Below are 20,777 nucleotides of genomic sequence, written 5' to 3'. Positions count from 1 at the left end.
ACAGGGGATGAACTAGCGTCCCGCACGCGCCCGCCGTTGAGCATGTCGGCCAATATAATGAAAAAAAGGTAAAATTTCAAGGTTTATGTTTATATGAAAAATAACGGCGTATGCAGGGGCATATTCCGCAGAAACACAGGGGTTTTGAACGCGCTCTTAGTCGCCTTCGCCCGGATTCGGGCTAAACCAGTCCTGATATTTATTTTTTACGTCCTTATATTTTTCGGCGTCGGGCATCGCGTCCTTCTTCCGGGTCAGGACGGGCCAGAGTTCAGAGTATTTTCTGTTCATTTCCAGCCACTTATCGGCTTCCGGGTCGGAATCCGGCTTGATCGCGTCCACAGGGCATTCCGGCTCGCACACGCCGCAATCAATGCATTCATCGGGGTGGATAACCAAGGTGTTTTCCCCCTCGTAGAAGCAATCTACGGGGCAGACTTCGACGCAATCAGTGTGTTTGCACATGATGCAGACATCGGTGACAACAAAGGTCATGGTGGCAATTCCCTAACTTTACGCGGGGGTTTTATGCCATGCCCCCTGTCATAAATCCAGAGGGGAGTTGATGTTTTTAGACATAATTAAGGGGTGTCCTGTAATGTCTCGGGTATGAAGCTGTACCATTCCAGCCCCGTTACTCTGGAGGCGGCAGAATTGACGCCACGGACACGCAATATCCGCCTTGCCGAAAGGGAGGATGGAACGGCCATTGCACGCTTCACCGACTATGCCGACACCAATCCTCCGTTTGTTTACGCCACCGACAATCCATCATTGTCCCTGACCTATGCGGTTCCGAAAGGTGTGCGGTTGGGGAATATGCACGGGCTGGGCGGGGCCGAGATTTTGTTTCTGGATCAAGAATCCAAGATTGGCGACCCCACATTAGAGGGTGGCATATACAGTTTCGATTCTGATGATTTCGTCCAGATCCACCGCGATGATGGGCAGGCCACCGACCAGTGGGTCAGCGGTCATGCGGTCAATCTTGAGAGGGCAACGTTTCAGCGTGTCGAGTCCCTGAATGACCTTATGCGCGCGGGTGTGCAGGTTTATCAGGTCGCGGATCATTACAGTACAGATGACTTCTACACGGATGTTTTTGAGATTGCCAATGACCCGGATGGGGCCAAGGAGCGGGCGATGCTGGATCGTTTGGTCGAGGAGGGCAAAGTGCGCTGGTTGAATGAAGAGCGCATGATCCGGCCAGAAAATTGCCTGAAGACAGAAACGTCAGGCGCGCGGGCGCAGCCGGACCCGGCATTCAAACCTTATTCCCTCTAAACCGGATTTTGCCGGTCGGCCTCGGTCGGGGCCGCTTCGCCCTCGGTGCAGGGCATGGTTTCCGAGGCCAGCGGGGCGCGTTTGCGGGTTTCGCGGTAGACGATGTACATACCGCAGCCCATCACAATCAAACTGCCCACACCGACCTGCCATGGCGGCACATGACCCCAGACGGCAATGTCCAGCGCGGTCACGAAGACAATCGACAGATAGGAAAAGACGCTGACAAAGGCCGCCGGGGCTTTGGCATAGGCGTAGGTGAGCCAGACTTGCCCCAGCCCGCCCAGAAGGCCCGTGGCGATCATGTAGATCAAGCCGGGCAGGGTTGGCGTCTGCCAGACGAACAAGGTCCACACGCCGCTTAAAAACACGCAATACAGTGTGAAGTAAAACGCGATGGTCAAAGCGTGTTCCGTATCGCCCAGCTTCCGCACGGCGATCATGGCAAAGGCCCCGAGGATGGCCGCGCACATGGCAACCAGTGACCCAAGCGCATCGCCGTTGCTGGCTGGCTGTAACATAAACAAAACGGCGCACAGGCCGATGATGACCGCGGCCCAGCGATGTGGCCCGACCTTTTCATCCAGCAGCAGGACGGCCATGGCCGTCAGCACCAGTGGCGACGCAAAGTGAATGGCCGTGGCGTTGGCCAGCGGGAGCAGGGCAAAGGACCAGAAGAAACAGCACATCGAGAAAAAGCCGACAAAGCTGCGGACGAAATGGCCGCTGTGCCGTGTGGTTTTGAACAAATCCATATTCCGGCGCTGGGCCATCAGGAACAGGATAGGCAGCAGGCCAATGGCGCTGCGGAAAAACAGGATTTGCGGCACCGGCAGCCCGGTTTCAGCGGCCAGTTTGACAAACATGTTCATCACGGCAAAGAACAGGACGCTGCCGGAAATAAACAGGGCAATGCGGATCGGGCGGTCAACGGGTGTTTCGGTCATGGCGCACCGGGACGGAGCAAGGGGTTACGCAGGCTTTACTGATATAGGAGCGTGACAGAACTTGCACAGGGCGGCAAGGCCTTCTCCGGCAAGAGAGGCCCTCTCCCCAACCCCTCTCCCAGAGGGAGAGGGGCTTTTTATAATGCGGCGTCTTGTTCCCTCTCCCTCTGGGAGAGGGGTAGGGAGAGGGGGCGCGTTATTTCACAACAGGTCCCGCGAACGACAATGTGGTTTTGCCTTCGCGTGCATTCAGTGTGGCCGTTGCGCCAAAGGGAATGGTGTAGAGGTCTTTCGCATGGCCGAACGGGGCGTTCATGATGGCGGGGATTTTGCGGCCGTCCAGCCGTTCGGCGACAATTTCCTTCATGCTGTAGCCGAATTTCGTGCCACCGGTATCTTGCATATCCGAAAATTTGCCCATGACCAGCCCGGCAATATCATCAAACGCACCCGCATTGTCCAAATGGACCAGCATACGGTCGATGCGTGATGTTTCTTCGAAGCAATCTTCCAGAAACAGGATCGCGCCCTTGAAATCTGGTTGCCACGGCGTGCCGAGCAGGCAGGTCATCAGGCTGAGATTTCCGCCCACCAAGCGTCCGGTCACGGATCCGGTTTTTAACACGGCGGCGCGGTTCATGGGGATGGGGGCGGATTGCCCGGCCAGCATGTTGAAACATTGATCCAGTTGCGCCTTTGGCATCGGGCGGCGCAGGCGGGAGGCGACAGGGCCGTGGAATGTGACCAGCCCCGTGTCCGCATTGATCGCACCCAGCAGGGATGTCACGTCGCTGTAGCCGATCAGGATTTTCGGGTTCTTGCGGATCAAATCCATATCCAGATGTTGCAGCATCGTCGTGGCGCGGTTGCCGCCACCGGCGGCGAAGATCGCGTTGATGGCTTTATCGCGGAACAGATCGTGCAGCGCATCGACGCGCTGTGCGGTGGTTCCGGCGGTTTGGTGGTGGCGCGCCAATGTTTGCGGGTGAACGTACACATTAAATCCGCGCGCGGTCAGGATGGATTCAAATTCGGTGACTTCGGTTTTTTCGCGGCGGGATGATGGGGCCATGATGCCGATTGTATCGCCGGGGTTGAGAGCGGGCGGTAAAATCGGTTTCTTTTGGGCCATCGTTATAATCCTTTAAACACGGCCAGCGCATGTTCGCGGGCGGCTTTATGATCGACAATCGGCATGGGGTAGGTTTGACCCAATTCCACACCACACTGTTTTAGCACATTGTCCGGGGCCGTCCATGGTTCATGGATATATTTGGTGGGCAGGGCGGCCAGTTCGGGGACGAAGGCGCGGATATAATCGCCGTCGGGATCGAATTTTGTGCCCTGCGTCACGGGATTGAAAATGCGGAAATAGGGCGCGGCATCGGCCCCGCACCCGGCCACCCATTGCCAACTGGCGGCGTTGTTGGCCAGATCGGCATCGACCAGCGTGTCCCAGAACCATTCTTCGCCCGCCGTCCATGGCAGCATCAAATCCTTGATCAGGAAGGACGCCACGATCATCCGCACGCGGTTATGCATCCACCCGGTTTGCCAGAGCTGGCGCATGCCGGCATCCACGATCGGGTAACCCGTTTTGCCCATTTGCCATGCGCGCAACGCGGTGTCGTTCTTATCCCACGGGAAGGACGCGAATTTGGATTGCAGCGGTTTGGTCGGCATATCCGGGTTGGTGTAGAGCAGGGAGTAAGAAAATTCGCGCCAGCCCAGTTCAGAAAGGAAACAATCCCCATCGGTTTCCACCGCCGGGTCGGATTCCATGGCGTGGCGCACGGCGTGCCATGCGGTGCGCGGTGAGATTTCACCGAAATGCAAATGCGGCGACAGGCGCGACACATTTTCGCGGTCAGGGTGGTTGCGGCCTTCTTTATAGCCTTTTAATTCGTGATCCAGAAACTGCCCCAGCCGTGTGCGCGCGCCATGTTCGCCGGGAATCCAGACATCGTGGAAACCCTTGTCCCATTTGATGGAGGGCAGCAAATCCAGATCATCGATATGCAGCGATTGTTTCAAGCGCGGGAAAAATGTTGGAACATGGTGCGGCAGGCCCAGCGGTGCGGGCGGTTCGCCACGGCCCAGACAGCCCTTGCGGAAAAAGGGCGTAAACACCTTGTACGGTGTGCCATCATCCTTGTTCACGGTCCATGGTTCGTACAGCAGGCTGGCATTGCTGCTTTTCACCGCGATGCTGGCTTGTTCCAATCCGGTTTTGATTCTCGAATCCCGCGCCATGCGCCACGGTTCGTAACAACGGTTCCAGAACACGGCGTGCGCGCAGGCGGCATCGACCAGTTCGGGAATGATTTTCGTGGCATCCCCGCGAAAGATGGCCAGCGTGCCGTGCAGGCTTTTGTTCAGGGATGACAGGGAATGGTACAGCCACCATCGGCTGGCCGCTCCGCGTTTCCACGGGCCGGCATTGTCATCATCCAGAATAAAGACAGGTAGAATGGGCGAGCCGGATTCCAGCGCGGCGTGATAGGCGGGATTGTCCTGCAGACGCAAATCCTGCCGAAACCAGAGGATGACAGGAAAGTCGAGCATGAACCCTTAACCGTCTTTGGTGATTGTTGTGATCAATTCATCCAAAACCTGATTGGCCTTGGCGTTATCGACCTGACAGGTGCCAGCGGCATCGTGCCCGCCGCCGCCATAATGCAGCATCAAATTACCAACGTGCGTTTTGCTGGTGCGGTTCAGGATGGATTTGCCCGTGGCGAATACGGTGTTCTGGTCATTCTTGCCCCACATCACGTGGATGGAAATATTGCATTGGGGGAACAGAGCATACAGCATGAAGCGGTTGGTGGCCCAGATTTGCGGTTCGTTGCGCAGATCCAGAACGATCAGGTTTTTATTGATGGTGGAGCATTTTTCCAACTGCTCGCGCGCTTTCAGTTTGTGCGCTTCGTACAGATCAACCCGTTCCTTGACGTGGTGCAGTTCCAGAATTTGTTCAATTGTGTGGTCGCGGCAATAATCGATCAATTCCATCATCAATTGATAGTTGGAAATGCCGAAATCGCGGAAACGGCCAAGGCCCGTGCGCGCATCCATCAGGAAGCTGAGCAATTCCCAACCCTGTGGGTTTAAAATATCATCGCGGGTGAAGCCAGCGGAGTCCGCCTTGTCCACGGCCGCCATCATGTCCTGACCAATGCGGGGGAAGGTGGCCGGGCCGCCGAAATAATTGTAAACCACGCGCGCGGCGGACGGGGCGTGAATGTCGCAAATGTGATTGTCCGGGCTGATGCCATCCAGTCTTTCGGCTTCGCTGGAATGGTGGTCGAACGCCATGTAGATGCCGGGGACATAGGGCAGGTTGGTGGAAATATCGCGGTCGGTGACTTCGATCTTTCCGTCCTGCATATCTTTCGGATGAACGAACATGATGTCGTCGATCAGGTTCAGTTCCTTCAGCAAAATGGCGCAGACCAGACCGTCCATATCGGACCGGGTGATCAGGCGATAGGTGCGGCTTGGATCGAACTGAATTTTGGCCTGATTTTGCATGGTGTGGTCATCCCCCGAATTACAACAGAAAGCGGCGGCACCGTTGCAGTGCATAAACGCCACCCAAAACTATAAATCAGTAAAGAATAAGATCAAGTTAATCAGAGGTTTGACATATGTGGGGGTGTTTTGAGGGTCTGAGAATGAAAAAGACGGGGCGTGAACCCCGTCTTTTGTAAGTCTATCGAAAATGCCTGTGCTTACGCTTCGGCGGCTTCGGATTCTTTGGCGTCGTCCTTGTCTTTGGCTTTTTTCTTCTTCTTGTCGGCCATGACCAGGGTCGGTGCTTTTCTCTCGGTGACGGTTTTCTCTTCGATCACCACTTCTTCCAGATCTTCCTTGTCCGGCATTTCGAACATGGTGTCCAGCAACATGCCTTCCAGAATGGAGCGCAGGCCGCGGGCACCGGTTTTGCGTTCGATGGCCTGTTTTGCAATGGCCTTCAAGGCGCCGTCGGTGAAGCGCAGGTTGACACTCTCCATATCGAACAGGCGGGAATATTGCTTCACCAGCGCGTTCTTCGGTTCGGTCAGAATCTGGATCAAAGCGGCTTCGTCCAGATCATCCAGCGTGGCAATCACAGGCAGACGGCCAATGAATTCCGGGATCAAACCGAATTTCATCAGATCTTCCGGTTGCAGGTCGCGCAGGATTTGCGGGTTTTTCACATCTTCCGGGTCGCGCACATCTGCACCGAAACCGATGCCTGTGCCCTTACCGCGGGATGCGATGATTTTTTCAATCCCGGCAAACGCGCCACCGCAGATGAACAGGATGTTGGTCGTATCAACCTGCAGGAATTCCTGTTGCGGGTGTTTACGGCCACCTTGCGGCGGAACAGAGGCCACGGTGCCTTCCATCAGTTTCAGCAGAGCCTGCTGAACACCTTCGCCCGAAACGTCGCGGGTGATGGACGGGTTGTCGCCCTTGCGGGAAATTTTGTCGATCTCGTCGATATACACGATGCCGCGTTGTGCGCGTTCAACGTTGTAATCGCAAGCCTGCAGCAGTTTCAGAACGATGTTCTCAACGTCTTCGCCAACATAACCGGCTTCGGTCAGTGTGGTGGCGTCAGCCATTGTGAACGGCACGTCCAGAATGCGGGCCATGGATTGCGCCAGCAGGGTTTTACCCGAACCGGTCGGACCAACCAGCAGGATGTTGGATTTTGCAATTTCAACATCCGACGACGTGTTGGATTCAATCCGTTTATAGTGGTTGTGAACGGCAACCGCCAAAATGCGTTTCGCGCGTTCCTGACCGATGACGTAATCGTCCAGAACAGCCTTGATCTCGCTCGGGGTCGGGACGCCTTCGCCGGAACGGACGATGGATGTCTTGTCTTCCTCTCGAATGATATCGGTGCATAGCTCGACGCATTCATTGCAGATGAATACGTTCGGGCCAGCAATCAGCTTGCGGACCTCGTGCTGGCTCTTCCCGCAGAAAGAGCAGTACAGGGTATTTTTGGTATCGCTTGATCCGGCTTTACTCATTGTCGGGAGGTCCGTTCTTAAATAGAGAGGGTGAGAATCAGTCTTCTTACAATTTAGCCAACTGGCTGGAAGTGGCGCAAGCCCCTTTCCAATATAGTTTGTGCATTTTTTCAAGCCGGACAAGGTCTTGCCGTGGCTTGAAAGCGCGCTAGGGCGGGGCTGCCCAGTTGCCATCCTTAGGCTTATATTATAATCAATGGACCCAAGCCCTTAAAGAATAGTGAAATTTTATGTCCGAAACCACGCTCCAGGACCTGATTGGTAGCTTTTCCCTGTTTGACGACTGGGAGGATAAATACCGCTATATCATTGATTTGGGCCGTCGTGTTCCAGTGATGGATCCGGCGCTGAAGGTCGATGAGCACTTCGTTAAGGGCTGTACGTCCAAGGTCTGGATGATTGCGGGCTGGCGGGACGGGCGGTTCCATTTTGAGGCCGATAGCGACGCCCAGATCATTCGGGGCCTGATTTACATCCTGATGCTGGCCTATGGGGGCAAGGACCGGGCGGGCGTGGAATCTGTGGATATTCAGCAGATCTTCAGCGATCTGGAGCTGGACCAGCATTTATCACCCAACCGCCGCAATGGCTTCTTCGCCATGGTGGAGAAGATTATGGCATTGGCCCGGCTGGGTGACGCTTAAGGCTAGGCGGCCCGTTTTTGCAATATGGTAATTTCTGAGAAATGATCGGCCAGCGCCCGGTATTGGGGCAGCAGGGCGGCGAGGGATGCCGCACGTTCACGCACCATGGTTGCCGGGGTATGGCGGGCGCGGGTTTGAATGCGCGCCAGAGCCAGATCGACCGGGCAATCCAGATGCACCATGTGCAGGCGATAGCCGGAGGATTTCAACCGCACCAGCATGTCGTAATTTTCAACACGGGCGCAGCCCATATCCTTGATGATGTTCAACCGCGATGCGGCGGCGCGGTCCAGCAGGTCATAGGCCAGCGTGCGGCAGGGCATTTCCCAGCGTTCAAACGCGGCCACCGCGCCCAGCGTGGCAACATCGTCGTGATAGGCGGGCAGGGCCTCCATCACGCGGTCGGGGTTCAGGATGAACGCATTCGCCGGAAAATCCCCGCATGCAATGGCGGCATCGACGTAAGTGCTTTTCCCCGAGCCCGGAATACCCGCCATGCAATATACCGTTGGCGTATCCGACGCGGCCCGGTTTCCAATGAACCGGTCGTGCAGCATGGCGATCATGTGTTCGGGAATCGTGTGGGTCATTCCGGTTTGCGTGTCAGGCGGTCGCGCAACCGTTCCAGCATTTTTTTGTTGAGCTTCGGCGGCGCAATTTCGGCATAAACCTCAACCCCGCGCTTAACGGACCAATCCGGGAACCGTTTTTCAAACGCGTAAACAGTGTCGCCGTCCGCATCGATCACGATATTGTTGTCGGTGGTTTCAATCACGCGCATATGCCCATGGGTCGCAACAGCATGTTCCATCTGTTCACGGGTGGTGGCCGGGTCGTTCGGGGTCAGGGTGTAACGGCTCATCATGGGCTCTTTTGCAAAGGGGTATTTCAGCGCAGGGATAATCCCCGGCAGGTCCCACTGTCAAACAAAAAAGCGGCGTGAATATGGCGTTGTGGGGTTGGATTAACCCGGTCCCATCCCCATGCCCGGTTGGTTTTGCGGGGCGGTGGGTTGCGGGCGTTGTTGTTCCAGTTGGTTTTGCGGGCCTTGATTTTGCGGTCCGGCCACGGTGACTTCGCCATTTTGGGGGTTCACGAAGCCCAGCTTGGCGGACACGCCTTCCATCTCCATAACCTTTTGGGTCAGGGTATTGTTGTTGCCCTGATCCAGAAATGATCCGGATTGTTTGAACGTGTTCATCAGGGCTTCAAAAATCTGTTGGAGCTGCGGAATCGCATCGCCGAGTGCGGCCATCATATTCTGTAACCCGCCACCCGCATTCGGATTGGGGTCGACGCCTGGTGTTTCCATGCCGGCCTGCTGGAACAGGCTGTTCGGATCGCCATGAACCATGGATCCAACCGTGGTGGCGGCACCGGGGGCTTGTTGTACAGTTGTGGCGGAAATGGTTGTCATTCTATCACCTGCGTTATCGAATAATCAGCGGCATAATATAAAAATCGTCAATCCGATTATCCCCGACCAGCAAGGTGCTGATATCCGTTGCGTTCATCATGCGTTTGCGGATGGGGGCCTGAATAATCATGCCGAAATCAATCATGGTGCCGTCATGAGCAACCAAAGCGAGTTGGCCGCTGTCGGTGTCGTATTCGACCCAGTTCATGACGCATGGAAATTTTTTGTCGTGCAGGATGAAGATTTTTCCGGCGTCGTTGACGACCAGATTGACGTTCATGCTTTCAACCAAAGACGGGTAGGGCATGGCCGCGGGTCGTGCGTGCGCTTCGCCAGTGATAAAGTCGAAATCTGTTGCCATGGCTGCTGCGTTCCCCCGAAGCCCCTTTATTCTGTGCCCCCATTACACCTGAAAAGGGTTAATTTTGGGTTTAGGATATGGGAAATGGCGGCGTTGATGGGAAATATCAAATAAACGTCACCCCGGAAAGGGCGTTAGCCCTTGTCCGGGGTTTGGGCCGTGAGGGTAACAACACGGCAAAAATCCCGGATAAACGCTGGCGCGTTTTCCGGGATGACGGACATACTTTTTTGGTGGGGCTTAGTACCCGCCGCCGCCGCCGCTGCTTTCGCCGTACGGAACCCAGATGTTTTTCACCTGTGTTGCACGGCGTAAGTATTCGCGGCCTTGGGCTTGCGCCGATTTGGTCCAGTCGCGGGCCAGCCCATAATCGCACCATGTTTGTTTCAGGTTGCTGATCGATGCGGCCTCGACAAATGCGGACCCGTCATCCGCGCCGAAATACCAAATTGCATCCACGCCGTCATGTTCGGCAATGGTTTTGGTCAGCGTTGCGCGGTCACCCGTGACGATGTTGATAACACCACCCGGTACATCCGATGTTTCCAGCACCTGATAAAAATCAGTCGCGGCCAGCGGATATAATGTGGACGGCACAACCACGCACGCATTGCCCATGGCAATCGCCGGAGCAACCAGTGAGATGAACGACAAGAACGGTTGATCATCCGGGCAGACAATACCCATCACGCCAACCGGTTCATTCATCGCCAGTGTGACACCGCGCAGCGGCGGGGTATGCACCGCGCCGTCATGCTTGTCCGTCCATCCGGCGTAGTAGAACAGGCGTTGAATGGCCAGTTCGACTTCTTTTTTCGCCGCGGCCGGGGTGCAATCGGTCATGGATTTGATACGGGCGGCGAATTCATCGGCGCGGGCGCTCAAATTTTCGGCGATGTAGTACAGGATTTGCCCACGGTTAAACGGTGTGGCCTTGGCCCATCCGGCGGCGGCACCGCTGGCGGATTCCACCGCGTCGCGAATGTCTTTGCGGTTGCCTTCGCCCACTTCGCCAACCATCACGCCGGACGGTGAAACGATTTTCATCGAATAATTGCCATCGGGGCGTTTTTGTTTCCCGCCGATGTAGTTTTTGGCGGTGCGGTCAATCAAGGCAACATCCCCCGGGGCGTCATTCCGGCGAAGGCCGGAATCTTTTGCCTTTTTGGCGGAAGATCCCGGCTTCCGCCGGGATGACGGCTCAAGGATAGAGAGGTAAGCGGGTTTCAGATAGGCATACAGGCCCTCTTTCCCACCTTCGCGGCCATAGCCGGATTCACGGTATCCGCCAAAGCCGCATCCAGCGTAGAAGCGGTTGGACGAATTGATCCAGACCACGCCGGCCTTGATCGCCGGGGCCATTTCCAGCGCCATGTTGATGTTTTCCGTCCACACCGTTGCGGCCAGACCGAAGCGGGTGTTGTTGGCAATGGCCACCGCGTCTTGTTGGTTGCGGAAGGAGATGACGGACAGGACCGGGCCGAACACTTCGATCTGTGCGATCTCGTCACTCGGTTCAACGTTGGTCAAGATGGTCGGTGGATAGAAGCAGCCTTTGGTCGGGCAGGCATCCTTGATCTGATAAATCTCGGCGCCATCTTTCACGGCTTTGTCGACCAGTTTGGTGATGCGGTCCAGTTGCGTTTTATCAACCACAGCCCCCAGATCGACGCATTTATCCATCGGGTTGCCAACGCGTAAGTGCTGCATGCGGCGTTTCAGTTTTTCAACGAAGCTGGCGTAAATGCTTTCTTGCACCAGCAGGCGGGAGCCCGCACAGCAGACTTCACCCTGGTTGAACCAGATCGCATCGACCAGACCTTCGACAGCCGAGTCAATGTCCGCATCGTCAAACACGATATAGGGGGATTTTCCGCCCAACTCCAGCGTCAGGGCTTTGCCCGATCCGGCGGATTCCTTGCGAATCAAACGGCCAATATCGGTGGACCCGGTGAAGGCCAGTTTATCAATGCCGTCATGCGCGACGATCATCGCGCCGACCTTGCCATCACCCGTGACCAGGTTGAACACGCCTTTCGGCAAGCCAGCCTCAACACAGATTTCCGCGAACAATTGCGCGGTCAGGTTGGTTTGTTCAGCGGGTTTCAGAACTACCGTGTTGCCGGTGGCCAGTGCCGGGGCCACTTTCCACGCCAGCATCAGCAGCGGGAAGTTCCACGGAATGATCTGCCCCGCAACGCCGTAGGGTTCGTAGCCGTCAAATTCATCATCCATAATCTGCGCCCATCCCGCATGGTGATGGAAGTGAGCGGTTGCGGCGGGCACATCGACATCGCGGCTTTCGCGGATCGGTTTTCCGTTGTCCAGCGTTTCCAAAACGGCGAACAAACGCGCATGTTTTTGCATCAGCCGTGTAATGGCATACAGATATTTCGCACGTTCAAAACCGGGCAGGGCGGCCCAGTCTTCCTGCGCGGTGCGGGCGGCTTTCACGGCCGCATCCACGTCTTTCTGCGTTGATTGGTAAACCTGCCCCAGCTTTTCGCCCGTGGCTGGGTTTTCGGCCGCGAACCATGTCGGTTTATCGCCCGGCGTTACAAATTTCCCGTTGATGAACGACACGAATTTTCCGCCGCGGCTTTCAATCCATGCGCGGGCGGGTTTGTCGTCTTCCGGGGCCGGGCCGTATTCCATGGTTTCAAAAATCTCTGCAACTTTGGTCATTTCGTTTTTTCTCCACTGTCATCCCCGCCTTGTGCGGGGATCCGGTTACGGTGTTAGTGTTTCGTATAAATCTGCCCAATCTGGGTTCATCTGCTCAATAACGCGCATTTTCCATTCTCTGGGCCATTTTTTCAGTCGCTTTTCACGACGAATGGCGTTTTCCGGGTCGTCAAATACTTCGTAATAAACCAGCGTTTTGATGCCATGTTCTTTTGTGAAACCATCCGCAGTCTCGTTTTTATGCTCCCAAATGCGTTTGGGTAAATTGGACGTCATGCCGACATAAAACGTGCTGTTACGGGCTTTGGTTAGAATATAGACGTAGAATTTTTTCTCCTGCATTTTCTATTTTCCGGATCCCCGCACAAGGCGGGGATGACTATTTAGAAGGTGCTGACCCATTTCAGAAATTCGTGAACAAGCCAAATTTCAGCAAAAATCACTGCAATGCCCCACATGTTTTTAGTGATGGTGAGTATTTTTCCAAAGGCGTTTTTTGGTCTTGGTTTTTGTCCATAAACATACTCCATATGTCTTGAGGCAAATGATGCAAGCCATACTTGAACGAGCATTGTGGGCATTGCGATGAGAAGCGATGACCCAATCAACAAAGTTGGTATAACCCATAACCAGTGCCACCCTAGTGAGAAGCTTCCCCATATCCCAACATAAATAGCGACAGCAAAGGCTGTGAAAATGGATACCTTAGCCCAAGATTCAGCCTGTTTTTCGTAGCTGCCTGAATTTATTAAATCTCTTACTGAAAAACCGTTAGTTTCTGACATTTTAAAAACCTTTGCTGTCATCCCCGCCTTGTGGGGGATCCGGTGGATGGATCAACCAATCGGGTGGCGGTTCCCCGCACTGTAATGTCCCGTAACAAAATGCTCAATCTGGCGTTCAATATCACCCAGCAGGGACGACACGCCGAAGCGGAACAAATCCGGTTCCAGCCATTCGCGGCCCAATTCGTCTTTCATCAAGGCTTGGTACATCAACGCATCCTTCGCCTTCGAAATACCGCCAGCGGGTTTGTAACCAACCTTGAACCCGGTCATGGTCTGGTATTGGCGGATCATGCGGATCATGGCCAGCGTGTTGTTCAAATTGGCGTTGGTGGCTTCTTTACCCGTCGATGTTTTGATGAAATCAGCACCCGCCATCATGCAAACCATAGAGGCCTTGGCAATGTTACGCATGGTGGCCAATTCGCCAACGGCCAAAATGGCTTTGATCCGCGCATCACCGCACGCATCGCGGTATTGTTTCATTTCGTCATACAGCGCATCCCAATTCTGGGTCAGAACATATTGGCGCGTGATGACGATATCGATTTCTTTCGCTCCGGCGGCGACGCTTTCGCGAATTTCCTGCAACTTCGTCGACATGGGCGACAGGCCGTGCGGGAAGCCAGTGGAAACGGCGGCCACGGGAATATCTGTGCCTTCCAGTGCTTTCACGGCCGTGGGCACCATGGCGTGATACACGCACACCGCGCCCGTGTGCAGCGGTTTGGTAAAACCAATCGCGTCCAGCAAATCGGCGCGCACCGGGTTGGCGGCTTTCGCGCACAGGCGCTTCACGCGGTCCGGCGTGTCATCGCCCGACAGGGTGGTCAGGTCCATACAGGTGATGGTTTTTAAAAGCCATGCGGCCTGCCAATCCTTCTTCACGCTGCGGCGGCCGGACAATGTGGCTGTGCGCTGCTCAATCGCGCTGAGATTCATGCGGATGTCCTCGATCACGGACAGATCGAGCTTCATCCCTTCATTGCGGGGGTGCGTGTTGGACAGGGTTTTGCCCTTGGATTGGGCAACGGGCTTTAATTGTACGGGGTCCGCGCTCATGGTGCGTCCTCTCCTGTTTCATTGTTTTTGAAAGCAGGAAGAGAGTAGCACAGGGCCAAAAGGGGCTAAATAGGGAATTTATGTTGCAATGCCAGTGTGTTAAACCGGGCCATGGGAGACGGTTCCGGCGTGAATGACTTTTTTAAGGGGCGCAATCTCTTTTTCCACGTTTTTGAGCAGTGTGTTCAATTGCGTGATGAACGGTTTCATCGCGTGTTGAATGGACGGGGCATTGGGGTCGATGATGGTGCTTTTGACGCGCCAGACTTCATCCTCACTACCGCCCATGTCTTTAAAACGGGTTTCAAGCGTTTCTACGTTCCGCCTGATTTTCGTGACATCAATCGCGTAGCTGTCCTGTGTGGCCCGATCCAGTGCGCTCAAATGGCGGGCAACGGTCAAGTCGAAATACAGGCGCAAGGCTTTCGTACCCTTGGAAAAATAATCATTCCTAAAATTCTGGTCCAATTTCTTGGCGTGCTGGGCCATATTTTCGAACAACTTATCCAATGCGGCTCTTGGCGTATATTGGTTTTGATCATTCATAATGCGAATGATGTTTGTGGTCGCCTTTGTATCGCTTACTTTGTGCCCTTGGCTGGCTGGATATTTTATAGGCTCTTCAAACTTGTCTCGTCTGACATCCAGAATAAAGTTTTTTTCCGTATCTTTCAGAGGGGTTTTCTCCAATGCCGATATTGTGAGTGTTTCAATATCTTCTACGGCGGTTAGAAATTTTTTCAGCGTGGAATAAGCCTCGGATTTGTTCATCACATCGTCAAACAAGGTCTCTGCCCGCGGGGCGGAGGACAGCAATTGCGACAAAACGTCATTATTTCCTGCTTTGAAAAAAGCGGATTGAGTGCGGCTGAACGCGCGGGCGCGTTCGAGGGCGGATTTCGTGAAGCTTCCGTCGGTAACGACTTCGCCATTCAATGTCGGATGGGGCACGCCGTTTGTGTCAAAGGCGATGCCTTCGCGTTCGGCAAAGGCCACGACATGGTTGTCGCCCAGCTCACTTGCTTCATTCACTGGTAATACGGTCATGGCCAATTGCCCGCGTTCATATTCGGACAGAATGGTCACGGCCTGAAAAAAGCTCAAGCCCTCATGCAAGGTCATTGTTTTGATGGTGGGTTCGCCCACAGACGCGGCGGAGCCGGACAGGTTGGGTTCTTCCGTATGTTTGCGAATAACCCATTCGCCCGTAAACGGGTCCTGCTGGCCCGTGCGCCATTCAACGGCACCGAGCGATGTTTGAAAGGATAATGTCTGGCACCGATCGCCATGGTTGGCGGTGGCCAATTGTTTCAATGCGGATTGCAGTTGACCGCGGGATTGCGCGGGCGATGGCAGGGCCAGCATTTCTACGGTCCCCTTTGTGCGCCCCATCAACCTGTTGAAAATATCTCTCATAAACCCATCCCAAATGAACGGATTTATTTACCATAAGGTTTAAATGGGGTGCAAGAATTAATCGTCCTTGCTGCTTTCCTCTTTATTTTCAACGGGTTCGCCCTTGTCGGATTCGTCCGTTTTCTCGGCTTCTGGCGCAGTTTCAGCCGGGGCCTTAGCGGTCGCGGCATGAATGCTTTTCATGATGTCGGTAAAGGTCGTGTCGCTGTCCGGGGTTTGGACGCCGGTCAGCACGCCTTCAACGGTCAGGACCGATTTTTCGCCGATCCACAGTTGGGCCATATAGACATCTTCGCCGTCATGGTCGTTTGGCGTGCTGCCCAGCAGGATGGCTTGCTTCGCCGTGCCCAGATCGTTGAAACCCGTTTCGTATGTTTTGGCGTTGCCCTTGGCCATGCTTTCCAACGTGAAGCGCATGACATCGCCGCTATAGCGTTGCAGCATGTTGTCTTCGGCCGGGCTGCACGTGGCGGTGACGCGCATGGATGAATCCATGCCGTACACTTTCACAAATACGGATGAATGCGTGCATTGCGTGGGCGCGGCGGGGTCGCACCGTTCGGCGCTGGTCGGTTGTTCGGGGAAAGTCATGGCAAATTCGCAGCCCTTGGGTGCGAATGTGAAATCGGCGGCGATGGCGGGTGCCGTAGCCAACCCCAACATCATCGTCATTCCGGCGAAGGCCGGAATCCATCGGATAGATTGTATGGATACCGGCCTGCGCCGGTATGACGTATGAGGGTTAAGCCGCTTCATGACGCGCATATCCTTCCGGCAGGACCCAGCTTTGCGGCTCGGTTTTGGTTTGTTCACCGGATGACATGTTTTTCACCTGATGGGTTCCGTCTTCTTCCGCGAACCAGACGAAGGGAATGCCCTTGCGGCTGGCGTATTTCAACTGGTCCGGAATTTTCTTCGCGGCGTGGTACATTTCCACGTTGAACCCGCGCGCACGCAGGGCTTGGGCTGTCTTCGCAATCTCACCACGGCGTTCTTCCGCCGTCATCACCAGCAGGATATGCGCCGGGGATTTACGGGTGACATCAATTTTCTTCTGATCCACCATGCGCGCGAACAGGCGGGAGAACCCCACCGAAATCCCAACGCCCGGCAGGTTTTTGTTGATATACGATCCCGCCAGATCATCATACCGCCCGCCAGAGCAGATGGAGCCATACCCCGGATCATCGACGAATACGGTTTCGTACACGGTGCCGGTGTAGTAATCGAGGCCGCGCACGATGGACAGGTCGGCCACTACGGCACCTTCGGGGAGGTGGGAGAGGTGATCGAGAACAGTACAAAGTTCTTCGATGCCCTCAAGATATGTGGGCGTGCCAGGACTCATTCTTAATTTGCTGATTTGGTCTTTTAAATCTTTGCTGGTTGTCGCCTTGATTTTTGCAAGCCCCATAAGCATGTTTGCTGCATTCCAGTCCTCTCGACCTGTGAATGAGCAAACTTTTGAAAGGTCACTAAAGGTTTGACCTTCTCCGACCTTTTCAATTTTATCAAGTATTCTCAATGCAGCAGCAGGGTCTGGGACTCCCCAATCTTTCATGAAGCCGGATAAGATTTTCCGGTTACTAATCCGCATCTGAATCTTCTCACCCTCCATCCCCGGCAGGCCGTTCATGACCTCCCACATAATGGCGGGCATTTCGGCGTCGAAATGCAGGGGCAGGGTGTCGATGCCGATGACGTCGATATCGCACTGGTAAAATTCGCGGAAGCGTCCGGCTTGTGGCCGTTCACCGCGCCAGACGCGTTGCATCTGGTACCGTTTGAACGGGAAGACAAGTTCGTTGAAATTTTGCGCAACGTACCGTGCCAGCGGGACCGTCTGGTCAAAGTGCAGGGCCAGACGCGCGTCGGATTTTTCGTTATCGTCCTTGTGCAGGCGTTCGATAACGTAAATTTCCTTGTCCACCTCGCCCTTCGCGCGCAGAACGTCCAGTTCCTCGACGCTCGGCGTTTCGATGGAGCAGAAGCCATAGGATTCAAACACCCGGCGGATATGGTCGAACCATTGCTGTTCCACCAAACGGACTTCGGGAAGCCATTCGGGGAATCCGGTGACGGGACGGGGCTTGTAAATCTGTTTTTTTGTATCTGTGCTCATGGGGGTATTTTTAGACGATTTGGGGCGGAATGGCTAGGGGGCGGGGCCCTAAAACACGACCGTCATTCCGGCGAAGGCCGGAATCTTCCTGCCATAATGGACGAAGACCCCGGCTTTCGCCGGGGTGACGTATGAATGGAAAGGGTGGCTATTTCTCATCAAACAACTGGTCCAGCCGTTGGATCAGGGCGGCGGCCAGTTCGTCGGCGTCGGCGATGGTCATGGCGGTTTTGTAATACCGGGTGACGTCATGCCCGATGCCGATGGCGGTCAGTTTGACCGGGGATGCGTTTTCGATCCAGAAAATGACGCTGCGCAAATCCTGTTCCAGAATGTTGGACGGGTTGACGGACAAAGTGGAGTCATCCACCGGCGCGCCATCGGAAATCACCATCAGGATTTTGCGTTGTTCTGGGCGTTTGGCCAGACGGTTATGCGCCCAGACAATGGCCTCGCCATCGATGTTTTCTTTCAGCAGGCCTTCTTTGAGCATCAGGCCCAAATTCTTGCGCGTGCGCCGCCATGGCTCGTCCGCGGCCTTGTAGATGATGTGGCGCAAATCGTTCAGGCGGCCGGGGTGTGGCGGGCGGCCATTTTGTACCCATGCGTCGCGGGCTTTGCCGCCTTTCCACGCACGGGTGGTGAAGCCCAGAATTTCCGTCTTTACGCCGCAACGCTCCAGCGTGCGGGCCAGAATATCGGTGCAGATGGCGGCAATCGCAATGGGCCGGCCGCGCATCGATCCGGAATTATCGATCAGCAAGGTGACGACCGTATCGCGGAAATCGGTTTCTTTTTCTTGCTTGAATGACAAGGGCACGGTGGGGTTGGCGACGATGCGGGCCAGACGTGCGGCGTCCAGTTGCCCTTCTTCCTGATCGAACAGCCATGATCGTTGTTGCCGCGCCATCAATTTTCGTTGCAGGCGGTTGGCCAGTTTCGTCACCACGCCCTGTAAATGCGCCAGTTGCCGGTCCAGCATATCGCGCAGGCGGTCCAGCTCCTCATCATCCGCCAGTTCCGTGGCGCGGACGATTTCATCGAAGGCGGTAGTGTAGATATGATACGGGTTTTCCGGACCCGGCTGGTATCCCTGATCCCGGTTGGTGCGGGTCTGGCCGGGGCTTTCGCCTTCGGTTTCACTCTGTGTGTTTTCGGTGTCCAGATCATCGAAGGCGGCTTGCGCGTCGTCCTTGGCGCTGGAATCATCACCCACTTCCTGTGCGTCCGATCCTTCGGCCTCAGCCTCGGAATTATCATCTTCGCCGTCGCCATCGTCTTCACCGGATAAGGGCATATTGGCGTCGTTATCGTCGCTGTCGGTATCGTCATCATCATCCGGCGGGGTGTCGCCCGCATCCATGTCGAGCTGGTCGAGCAGATGTTTGACTTCGCGCGCGAAGGTTTTTTGGTCGTCCATTGCGGCGGCCAGTGTGTTCAGGCCGTCCGGCCCCAGCCGTTCGCGAACCCAATCGCGCCACAGATTGGCAACGTGCGCGGCCGTGGGGGGCAATGTTTCCCCGGTCATGGCGGCGCGGGCGAGGATATGCAGGGCATCGGCCTGATTGGTGTTTTCACGGCCCTGCGCGTTGGCGTACCCCATGCGGCGGCACGTATCTTCCAATGACGCCGACAGGTTTTTCGCCACACCCGCCATGGTGCGGATGCCGATGGATTCCAATCGCGCCTGCTCCAGCGCGTCAAACGCGGCCTGTGCCGATAAATCCAGCGGGGCATTGCGGCGGTGAATGGCGGAGTCGTGGTGGCGCAAATGCAAAGCGCGGGAATCCGCTTGCCCGCGTGTCACGCCAACCGACGGCACCGACATGGCCGCATCGGGCAAAGGCAAGCGCATGGTGCCCGCCTTGGGCAGACTCAATGATTTCGCGCTACCCTCAACCGGTGTAAAGGCCACCTCAATATCCGCAACCTTCGCCATCGCTCGCAATGTGGACGCGGTGGCGTTTTTAAATTTATCCAGTTCGCGTTGTTTGTCTTTGTCGAGGGTCATTACATGCGCGTGGCTGTGGGCATAATGTCGACGCCGAAGCAGCGTTGGTAATATTCCGCCACCGTCCCGCGTTCGGTTTCATCGCATTTGTTCAGGAAAGACAGGCGGAAGGCCAGTTCGCGGTCTTTGAAAATTTTGTTGTTCTCGGCCCAGCTTAAAACCGTACGTGGGGACATCAGGGTGGAGAGGTCACCGTTGATAAACCCTTGCCGCGTCATATCGGCCAGGCGGACCATGGCGCCCACTTCATCGCTATCCAGATCCGGCATTTTGGCGAGGACGATTTTCACCTCGTCATCATGCGGCAGGTAGTTGAGCGTCACGACCACGTTCCAGCGGTCCATCTGACCTTGGTTGATTTGTTGCGTGCCGTGATACAGGCCGGTGGTGTCGCCCAGACCAATCGTGTTGGCCGTGGAAAACAGGCGGAAGGCCGGGTGCGGGCGGATCACCGTGTTCTGGTCGAGCAGGGTCAGTTTGCCCTCGGCCTCCAATACGCGCTGGATCACGAACATCACGTCCGGGCGGCCCGCATCATATTCATCGAACACCAACGCCACCGGGTTTTGCAATGCCCACGGCAAAATGCCTTGTTTAAATTCGGTCACTTGCTGGCCATCTTTCAGGACGATCATGTCCTTGCCCAGCAGGTCGAGGCGGCTGACGTGGGAATCCAGATTGATGCGAACACACGGCCAGTTCAGGCGAGCGGCGACTTGCTCAATATGGGTGGATTTCCCGGTGCCGTGATAACCCTGAATCATCACGCGGCGGTTATGTGCAAACCCGGCGAGGATGGCCAGCGTGGTGTCGTGGTCGAATTGGTACGTTTCATCGCGCGCGGGCACGTTCGGGTGTTCAACGGAAAACCCCGGCACTTGCCAATCAATATCCAGCCCGAATGTTTCGCGCACATCAAACCACGCATCGGGGATGGTGGTGTAATGCGGGTGGTTCGCGGTTAAGCTCTCCATCTCATACGCTCCGCCAGCGGATGCGGACGCGGTTGTTCC

Annotated in this window: 21 protein-coding genes; 2 read left to right on the top strand and 19 right to left on the bottom strand. The window is 55.5% G+C overall.

Features of this window, described 5'->3' with window-relative positions; translation table 11 throughout:
- Window positions 1–156: 156 nt before the first annotated feature.
- Window positions 157–495: a ferredoxin FdxA gene (gene fdxA, locus ACSC94_RS05180; RefSeq protein ID WP_435641982.1), complete on the bottom strand. Its 339-nt coding sequence runs from the start codon at window positions 493–495 to the stop codon at window positions 157–159.
- A gap of 114 nt (window positions 496–609) precedes the next feature.
- Between fdxA and ACSC94_RS05175 the strand changes: the two genes are divergently transcribed.
- Window positions 610–1,284: a hypothetical protein gene (locus tag ACSC94_RS05175; protein WP_435641981.1), complete on the top strand. Its 675-nt coding sequence runs from the start codon at window positions 610–612 to the stop codon at window positions 1,282–1,284.
- Here ACSC94_RS05175 and ACSC94_RS05170 read toward each other — a convergent pair.
- The 5 genes from ACSC94_RS05170 to clpX all read right to left on the bottom strand — a co-directional run bounded on the left by ACSC94_RS05170 (window position 1,281) and on the right by clpX (window position 7,261).
- The gene (locus ACSC94_RS05170; protein ID WP_435641980.1) at window positions 1,281–2,231 is read right to left on the bottom strand and encodes a DMT family transporter; all 951 of its coding nucleotides are present in this window, start codon (window positions 2,229–2,231) and stop codon (window positions 1,281–1,283) included. The genes ACSC94_RS05175 and ACSC94_RS05170 overlap by 4 nt on opposite strands.
- Window positions 2,232–2,427: 196 nt before the next feature.
- Window positions 2,428–3,363: a S66 peptidase family protein gene (locus ACSC94_RS05165; protein ID WP_435641979.1), complete on the bottom strand. Its 936-nt coding sequence runs from the start codon at window positions 3,361–3,363 to the stop codon at window positions 2,428–2,430.
- Between the two features lie 2 nt (window positions 3,364–3,365).
- Window positions 3,366–4,796 (bottom strand): cryptochrome/photolyase family protein, encoded by a 1,431-nt coding sequence (locus ACSC94_RS05160; protein WP_435641978.1) that lies wholly within the window; start codon window positions 4,794–4,796, stop codon window positions 3,366–3,368.
- 6 nt (window positions 4,797–4,802) lie between these two features.
- The gene (locus ACSC94_RS05155; protein WP_435641977.1) at window positions 4,803–5,765 is read right to left on the bottom strand and encodes an exopolyphosphatase; all 963 of its coding nucleotides are present in this window, start codon (window positions 5,763–5,765) and stop codon (window positions 4,803–4,805) included.
- A 200-nt stretch (window positions 5,766–5,965) separates the two neighbouring features.
- A complete protein-coding gene (gene clpX, locus ACSC94_RS05150; RefSeq protein ID WP_435641976.1) occupies window positions 5,966–7,261 on the bottom strand; it encodes an ATP-dependent Clp protease ATP-binding subunit ClpX in 1,296 nt (431 codons plus the stop codon).
- A gap of 230 nt (window positions 7,262–7,491) precedes the next feature.
- Here clpX and ACSC94_RS05145 point away from each other — a divergent pair, with 230 nt between their 5' ends.
- The gene (locus ACSC94_RS05145) at window positions 7,492–7,905 is read left to right on the top strand and encodes a SufE family protein (protein ID WP_435641975.1); all 414 of its coding nucleotides are present in this window, start codon (window positions 7,492–7,494) and stop codon (window positions 7,903–7,905) included.
- 2 nt (window positions 7,906–7,907) lie between these two features.
- Here the strand turns inward: ACSC94_RS05145 and ACSC94_RS05140 are convergent, their stop codons facing one another.
- The 13 genes from ACSC94_RS05140 to cobS form a co-directional block, all read right to left on the bottom strand.
- Window positions 7,908–8,495: an AAA family ATPase gene (locus ACSC94_RS05140; protein ID WP_435641974.1), complete on the bottom strand. Its 588-nt coding sequence runs from the start codon at window positions 8,493–8,495 to the stop codon at window positions 7,908–7,910.
- Complete coding sequence (locus ACSC94_RS05135) at window positions 8,492–8,770, bottom strand: hypothetical protein (protein ID WP_435641973.1); 279 nt, start codon at window positions 8,768–8,770, stop codon at window positions 8,492–8,494. Before ACSC94_RS05135 ends, ACSC94_RS05140 begins: the two co-directional genes overlap by 4 nt.
- A gap of 99 nt (window positions 8,771–8,869) precedes the next feature.
- Entirely contained in the window at window positions 8,870–9,322 is a 453-nt protein-coding gene (locus tag ACSC94_RS05130) for a hypothetical protein (protein WP_435641972.1), read from the bottom strand.
- Between the two features lie 13 nt (window positions 9,323–9,335).
- Window positions 9,336–9,683: a hypothetical protein gene (locus tag ACSC94_RS05125; protein ID WP_435641971.1), complete on the bottom strand. Its 348-nt coding sequence runs from the start codon at window positions 9,681–9,683 to the stop codon at window positions 9,336–9,338.
- A gap of 240 nt (window positions 9,684–9,923) precedes the next feature.
- The gene (locus tag ACSC94_RS05120; RefSeq protein WP_435641970.1) at window positions 9,924–12,368 is read right to left on the bottom strand and encodes an aldehyde dehydrogenase family protein; all 2,445 of its coding nucleotides are present in this window, start codon (window positions 12,366–12,368) and stop codon (window positions 9,924–9,926) included.
- A gap of 45 nt (window positions 12,369–12,413) precedes the next feature.
- Window positions 12,414–12,710: a GIY-YIG nuclease family protein gene (locus tag ACSC94_RS05115; protein WP_435641969.1), complete on the bottom strand. Its 297-nt coding sequence runs from the start codon at window positions 12,708–12,710 to the stop codon at window positions 12,414–12,416.
- Window positions 12,711–12,751: 41 nt separating this feature from the next.
- Window positions 12,752–13,174, bottom strand: a complete 423-nt coding sequence (locus ACSC94_RS05110) for a hypothetical protein (RefSeq protein WP_435641968.1) — start codon at window positions 13,172–13,174, stop codon at window positions 12,752–12,754.
- Window positions 13,175–13,204: 30 nt separating this feature from the next.
- Window positions 13,205–14,131 carry a deoxyribose-phosphate aldolase gene (gene deoC, locus ACSC94_RS05105; RefSeq protein WP_435642154.1) on the bottom strand — a complete coding sequence of 309 codons (927 nt, stop codon included), beginning with the start codon at window positions 14,129–14,131 and terminating at the stop codon, window positions 13,205–13,207.
- A gap of 183 nt (window positions 14,132–14,314) precedes the next feature.
- Complete coding sequence (locus ACSC94_RS05100; RefSeq protein WP_435641967.1) at window positions 14,315–15,580, bottom strand: hypothetical protein; 1,266 nt, start codon at window positions 15,578–15,580, stop codon at window positions 14,315–14,317.
- A gap of 108 nt (window positions 15,581–15,688) precedes the next feature.
- Entirely contained in the window at window positions 15,689–16,303 is a 615-nt protein-coding gene (locus ACSC94_RS05095) for a hypothetical protein (RefSeq protein WP_435641966.1), read from the bottom strand.
- A gap of 70 nt (window positions 16,304–16,373) precedes the next feature.
- Window positions 16,374–17,753 carry a histidine--tRNA ligase gene (hisS, locus tag ACSC94_RS05090; RefSeq protein WP_435641965.1) on the bottom strand — a complete coding sequence of 460 codons (1,380 nt, stop codon included), beginning with the start codon at window positions 17,751–17,753 and terminating at the stop codon, window positions 16,374–16,376.
- 148 nt (window positions 17,754–17,901) lie between these two features.
- Window positions 17,902–19,764, bottom strand: a complete 1,863-nt coding sequence (gene cobT / locus ACSC94_RS05085; RefSeq protein WP_435641964.1) for a cobaltochelatase subunit CobT — start codon at window positions 19,762–19,764, stop codon at window positions 17,902–17,904.
- Window positions 19,764–20,738 (bottom strand): cobaltochelatase subunit CobS, encoded by a 975-nt coding sequence (gene cobS / locus ACSC94_RS05080; protein WP_435642153.1) that lies wholly within the window; start codon window positions 20,736–20,738, stop codon window positions 19,764–19,766. The genes cobT and cobS overlap by 1 nt, the downstream gene beginning before the upstream one ends.
- Between the last annotated feature and the right edge of the window lie 39 nt (window positions 20,739–20,777).

Source organism: Micavibrio aeruginosavorus (genome assembly GCF_051245535.1).
GTDB classification, from domain to species: Bacteria; Pseudomonadota; Alphaproteobacteria; order Micavibrionales; family Micavibrionaceae; genus Micavibrio; species Micavibrio aeruginosavorus_D.
Note: the sequence above shows the minus strand (reverse complement) of the source record. Positions and strands in the feature narration are given on the sequence as shown.